The organism is Methanosaeta sp. UBA458 (genome assembly GCF_002496085.1).
GTDB classification, from domain to species: domain Archaea; phylum Halobacteriota; class Methanosarcinia; order Methanotrichales; family Methanotrichaceae; genus Methanothrix; species Methanothrix soehngenii.
In genome coordinates, this window is the sequence record NZ_DAIK01000146.1 from 21,070 (window position 1) to 27,069 (window position 6,000).

6 protein-coding genes are annotated in these 6,000 nt (G+C 51.6%); 3 read left to right on the forward strand and 3 right to left on the reverse strand.

The genetic code is table 11. The annotated features are described in order from the left end of the window. Positions 1 to 51: 51 nt before the first annotated feature. Together BP822_RS11050 and BP822_RS11055 are read right to left on the reverse strand one after the other, a co-directional pair. Positions 52 to 1,275 (reverse strand): multidrug effflux MFS transporter, encoded by a 1,224-nt coding sequence (locus BP822_RS11050; protein ID WP_324306691.1) that lies wholly within the window; start codon positions 1,273 to 1,275, stop codon positions 52 to 54. 110 nt (positions 1,276 to 1,385) lie between these two features. After that, on the reverse strand, positions 1,386 to 1,973 hold the full coding sequence (locus BP822_RS11055; protein ID WP_342766265.1) for a flavodoxin family protein: 588 nt from the start codon (positions 1,971 to 1,973) through the stop codon (positions 1,386 to 1,388). Between the two features lie 110 nt (positions 1,974 to 2,083). Between BP822_RS11055 and BP822_RS11060 the strand changes: the two genes are divergently transcribed. Together BP822_RS11060 and BP822_RS11065 are read left to right on the forward strand one after the other, a co-directional pair. Next, a complete protein-coding gene (locus BP822_RS11060; RefSeq protein WP_013720418.1) occupies positions 2,084 to 2,344 on the forward strand; it encodes a PRC-barrel domain-containing protein in 261 nt (86 codons plus the stop codon). Further along, entirely contained in the window at positions 2,316 to 3,017 is a 702-nt protein-coding gene (locus BP822_RS11065; protein WP_013720419.1) for a tRNA(His) guanylyltransferase Thg1 family protein, read from the forward strand. The genes BP822_RS11060 and BP822_RS11065 overlap by 29 nt, the downstream gene beginning before the upstream one ends. Here the strand turns inward: BP822_RS11065 and BP822_RS11070 are convergent. After that, on the reverse strand, positions 2,992 to 3,792 hold the full coding sequence (locus BP822_RS11070) for a hypothetical protein (protein WP_157863830.1): 801 nt from the start codon (positions 3,790 to 3,792) through the stop codon (positions 2,992 to 2,994). The two genes, BP822_RS11065 and BP822_RS11070, sit on opposite strands and share 26 nt — an antisense overlap. 328 nt (positions 3,793 to 4,120) lie before the next feature. Here BP822_RS11070 and BP822_RS11075 point away from each other — a divergent pair, with 328 nt between their 5' ends. Further along, complete coding sequence (locus tag BP822_RS11075) at positions 4,121 to 5,548, forward strand: ribulose-bisphosphate carboxylase (protein WP_013720421.1); 1,428 nt, start codon at positions 4,121 to 4,123, stop codon at positions 5,546 to 5,548. Positions 5,549 to 6,000 lie beyond the last annotated feature (452 nt).

Sequence of the window (6,000 nt, forward strand, 5' to 3'; positions counted from 1 at the left end):
CTCGCGGGCTTGAGACTGAACTGAGATGAAATCGATTCTGCCACTGTTTTATCAGGGAATCTGCTTTACAAAAGGCCTATTTGACAGGAGAAGCCAAAGGCAAAGACACAATACCCCCACCAGGATATTCATCAATCCCAAGATCCGAATGGTATTGCTCCACTCCTGAGAGATGACGGTCATGCCCATGCTGCCCATTAGAATCCCAAAACAGCTCATGAGAGCAGAGGCAGAGCCGGTATCTTCCTCTTGTTGCTCCAGCATCAGATTTGCGCCCGGGGTCCGGATGCAGCTTCCCATAATCGTCGCCGGAAAAAGGCATAATGCGAATATCCAGGGCTGAAGGCTGCCAAGATGGTACACCAGCAGCCCTCCGAGAAATGTAGAGATGAAGCCGGCGATGATAATCGAATAGCGGCGAAACCTCTTAGATAGACGCAGATAAAGCATGGGCCCCCCAATCATCCCCAGGGCATTGAAGGCGAAATAGAGGGAAAAGAGCTTCTCGCTCAAGCCGAAGCCGTTTATGTAAATGTATGAGGATGAGGCGATGAAGGCCATAGAGGAGAAGCTGAGCATGGAGAATACGATTAACAGGGACAAAAATCCAGGGTTTTTCAACACCACTGCCAGCCTCCCGATGGACTGGCTCAATGTACCGGTATATCTCGTATTTAGCGTCTCCACCAGGGCCAGGCTACCAGAGAAAGCGATAAGCCCTATGACTCCCAGGACCACAAACACCCCTCTCCAGGATGTGAACCCTAAAAGGAGCGCTCCTAAGACTGGTGCCGCCATGGGTGATATGAGGACCATGGAGGAGACCCAGGCCAGGATCATCTCCCGGTTGCGGCTGTCGTACACATCCTTGATCATGGCCATGGCCACTGCCGAGGCTGAGCTTCCTCCAATAGCCTGGAGGATGCGAAAGGCGATGAGCTGATTGATATCCTGGGAGATGGCGCAGAGGAATCCTGCCAGAGAATAGATGGCAAGGCCAGCTATCAGAATGGGGCGCCGGCCGTATTTATCGCTCAGAGGCCCCCAGAAGAGCATCCCCGCGGCAAAAACGATGAAGAAGAATATCAGCGTGAGATTGACCTGCTCAGCTGATACCTGGAAATATTTGGACATGCCGGGCAGGGCCGGAAGATAGAGATCCGTAGATAGGGGAACGAATGCGCTCAGAAATGCGATGAGGGCGATAAGGCCCCTGTTGCCCAGATATTTCTGTCTCTTGCCCCCGGAGACAAAGGCTGATTGGGAATCCGTCATCTCTTGGGCAATCTCCTGCCCAAAATCCCAATCCATGGCATCTCTGTGCTCGATATCTGAATGACGGACATCCAAGCGGCCGGAATTCTTACATTCAACTGCAAGAGGCTTCAGTCTCCCTTGACAGTTCCATCCAGCTCTTTTTTCCTGCGCAATAGATCACACAGCTTATTGGCACTGGCTACCACCGTCTTTCTGCCGATGCGGTCTTCAGCTGCTGGCCGAACGGCAATGCCTCCGAAATGAGCATCATCACCAACCACTATCATTCCCTGGATGTGCATCCAGGCGTGAATGCTCTCCAGGGTCTTCTCCTGGCCGCCGTTTCTGGAGCCACCAACGGCTATCGCGCAGCCAATCTTATTCCTGAGCCTGAAGCCCTGCCTGCGGAGGGGAATGGTCCGGTCGAAGATCGCCTTGAGCTGGGCAGTGACGTTTCCGAAGTAGACGGGCGAGGCCACAATTATGCCTTCTGCCTCTTGCATTGCCCTCAGGACCTTGTGCATATCATCTTTATTGGGACAGGGTTTGCCTTTGCTGCAGTCTCCGCAGTCGCTGCAAAAATCAAAATTCAGCTCTGAGCAGAGCAGCCTTTCCGTCTGAAAGCCATATTCAGCAGCTACCGCCAGTGCCTCGTTTAGCAAGAACTCGGTGTTGCCGGCCTTCCTGGGACTGCCTGAGATGCCTACTATTTTCATTATTTCTTTCACAGTTCAGTAGATTGCAGGAGACGAATATATGCTTTTGCGGTTCGACCTGCCGATGGCAAAGTTAATATCTAATACCCTAATTTTATTATGGGATTAAAATGAATGCTGAGATCACATCGCTTCTGGAACAGGATGTCTATACTCAGAAAGGCATCTATGTGGGCAGGGTGGACGATGCCGTCTTAGATCCTGACAACGGGGTGGTAAGCGGACTGGCTTTGGGAGACGTCAACCGGGATCTTTTCGATAGCAAGGGCAAAGGGATCGTCATCCCTTACCGCTGGGTCACTGCTGTCGGCGACATCATAATAATCAGGCACCTGAGTAGAAATGCAAAGGCTGAGCCAAAAGTCAGCTAACTGGGAGATCTATTCCGGTCTTCGGGCCCGTCCCCCTCTGGTAGCAAGGGCAGATGGCCGGGGCTTCAAGAATATCCTGGCTGGATTCAAGAAGCCTTACGATGCAGGCTTCGCGAGCGCAATGGCATCCTCAGCCAGCGGCTTGTTCGAGGATTCGGGGCTCAGTCCTCTCCTGGCATTCATGTTCTCCGATGAGATCAATCTCATCTTCCTGGCTGCTCCCTTTGGGGGACGGATAGAGAAGATAGATTCCCTGGTCGCGGGCTCATTATCTGCTGCTCTCTCTCTCCAGCTAGCAAAGCCCGTCTCAATGGACTGCCGGACCATTCCCCTGTGCAAGGCCGAGATCAGAGAATACCTAATTGAGCGGCAGAACGAGACCTGGAGAAACCATGTCTTCTCTTATGGATTTTATATGCTGCAGGATGAAGGAATCGATCCGGCCGGAGCCATGGAGAGGCTGCGGGGAATGAAAGAGCATGAGATTCATGAGCTGGTCTTCCAGAGAGGAATAAACCTGGCCAAGACTCCTTCCTGGGAGAGAAGGGGAATAATGATCTATCGCGATGAAAGAAGAATCTTGCAGGATTGGGAGCTGCCTCTCTTCTCTTCTCGAAAAGGGGAGGAGCTGCTGGCCCGGATTATCATCAGTCGCTCTGGGAGAGAAGGGTGAAGTAATTCTTTATAATCTCTCTATTCTCAGGAGGAAGGCTCTCAATATAGAGTTCTGACGGCACTGCTGCTGCCTCTCCTGCTTGAGACTGCTGAAAGACCCTCTCCACGGGTTTGGTATTTGTGGGGATGGAGCCCGCGCCCGTTCCAGGAGATAGGACTAAAGGAAGCTTATTCTCGTTCAGGACGGCGAGAGATGGATTGCCAAATAGGTTTTCGCTCAGATTCATGTTTTGGCTTATATCCGGCTGGGGTTTATCCTCCTGGAAGATGCCGGCGGCTCTGTCCTTCAGCTCGATGATCGACTGGAGATCTGCGGTCTCGACAAGATTTCCCTGCGCTAAGAGCGCCACCACTGCTGAAAGGAGGATGGCAGTCATCACTCTTCCGCTCAGCTGTCTTCTATCCAGAATCTGGGAGGGTTTGATTCCTGCCAAACTCAGTTTGAGCTCCTCGGCCAGGCTCTGCATGGGAAGAGAATCAAGATCTTTGTTGTCAAAGGCGGTTTTAGCTTTCTCAGATAATTCCGAGCCTAAAAGCGGAAAGACATCAGCCTTCTTGCGTCTCTTGAAAAAGGTGGCTAGAGCAACTCCTGAAATTATGGAGACAATGGCAGGCAATGCCGATAGGATAAAGCTATCCTGATAGTAGAATTTCATAAGAGTGGTCAATCCCAGATACTGCATGAGGGCATAGATCGCGATGGCGATTATAATGGCGTTGAGAGCCCATACTGTTCGCTCAAAACGACGATATTCCCTCATCAGTCGAGCCAATGGTCGTAGGAACTCATAGTGCCCATTCACATAGTTTAATCTGATGATGCGGATAAGTAGTTTTTGGAAGTTCAGTCTGCCCTCCCCCCTGGTCATCGGATGAGCAAGGGAGTGATAAGAGTTTAGGGCTGGGAAAATTCATCTGCGGACAAGAGCGGCCGATTTGTTTGGATTAGATGTTTGAGGATGCGTGTTTTTCTCCCGATGCCATGGTCCTGTCATGGTTCTGTCATGCTCACCCAACTTCACGATGCGGCTTGAATTGCCGATGGAAGAGAAACATCAAATATATGCAATGGCCTAAATGGAGAATCGGAAGGTTTTTTCAATGATTCAAGAAGAACTCTCAAAAACGCTCAATCCGAAGCAGGTCCAGTACATGAGGATGGATCTTCCTGATCCGAGGAACGGCGAGTATCTTCTGGCTGTGTTTCACCTGATCCCCAGCGGCGAGCTCAACATTATGCAAGCCGCAGCCGAGGTCGCAGCTGAGAGCTCAACAGGCACCAATTTTGCCGTGAAGACCGAGACTCCCTTCTCAAGGGTGATGAACGCCCTCGTCTACAAGGTTGACATCGAGAAGAACCTGGTCTGGATCGCCTATCCCTGGCGCCTGTTCGATAGAAACGGCAACGTCCAGAACATCATGACCTACATCGCCGGGAACGCCCTCGGCATGAAGGAGATCAAGGCTCTCAAGCTCCTGGACATCTGGTTCCCCCCCTCCATGCTGGAGCAGTACGACGGCCCAAGCTATACACTCGACGACATGAGAACCTACCTCAATGTGCACGACAGGCCGATACTCGGGACCATAATCAAACCCAAGATGGGGCTCACCTCTTCGGAGTACGCCGAGGTCTGCTATGACTTCTGGGTGGGCGGAGGCGACTTCGTCAAGAACGACGAGCCCCAAGCCGACCAGGACTTCTGCCCCTACGACAAAATGGTCAAGTATGTCAAGATGGCAATGGACAAGGCGGTCAAGGAGACGGGGAAGAAGAAGGTCCACTCGTTCAACGTATCCTCGGCCGATTTCGACACCATGATCGAAAGGTGCGAGATGATCAGGGAGGCGGGCTTCGAGCCGGGTTCATACGCCTTCCTCATAGACGGCATCACCGCCGGGTGGATGGCGGTGCAGACGCTGAGACGGAGGTATCCGGATGTCTTTTTGCACTTCCACAGGGCAGGCCACGGTGGCTTTACCAGGCCGGAGAACCCCATTGGCTTCTCAGTGCTAGTGCTCTCCAAGTTTGCCAGGTTGGCAGGCGCATCAGGTATCCACACCGGGACGGCAGGCGTCGGCAAGATGGCAGGCAGTCCCGAGGAGGACGTAACTGCGGCGAGGAACATCCTGAAAGTCGAGGGAAAGGGTCACTTCTTCACCCAGAACTGGGGAAGGATCCCGCCGCAGGACGACGATGCCATCAAGATGGTCGAGATGGACGATGCTCACCACGTTGTCCTGGAGGACGACTCCTGGCGCGGCCTCAAGAAATGCTGCCCGATCATCTCTGGAGGACTAAACCCGACGCTCCTCGAGCCTTTCATCGATGTCATGGGAGGAATCGATTTCATTACGACCATGGGCGCGGGTTGCCACGCTCACCCGAGAGGAACACGCGCTGGTGCGATGGCCCTTGTGCAGGCATGCGAAGCCTACAAGAATAAGATCGACATCGCGGACTATGCGAAGGATCACAGAGAACTCGCCGAGGCGATCGAGTTCTTCAGCAAGAAGAAAAAGAAGTGATCTTTTATATCCAGTTGATATTTTTTATTTTTCCTTTTTCATTAAGCCACAATATCGCAAAGCCCAGAAGCCAAGCCGTTAGGAGTAAGTTTGTAGATCTTACCACCTAAATCAACTGTTACATGATTTTCATGCGGGGTTGCGTCGAAATTATGAGTAACAAGATAAAAAGCCAGATCCTTAACACCCATGCTCGGATCGTCGAAGCCGGATATCAACGAATTCAGACTAGATAATGAATCATTCGATGCACTCACCAATGACATGCTCGCCGCAAATGTGAACAAGATGAAACTTATTGCACATATATTCCTCCTGGGCATAGCTGCATCTAAAAACTCGATAAGTCATATAGACGATTGCATCCATTTTTCAGTCAAAATTAACGGATTTGACCAATGCTCGGTAGTATGTCGATTCTTCTGTAAATTGGCTGGCCCTGTTATCCCACA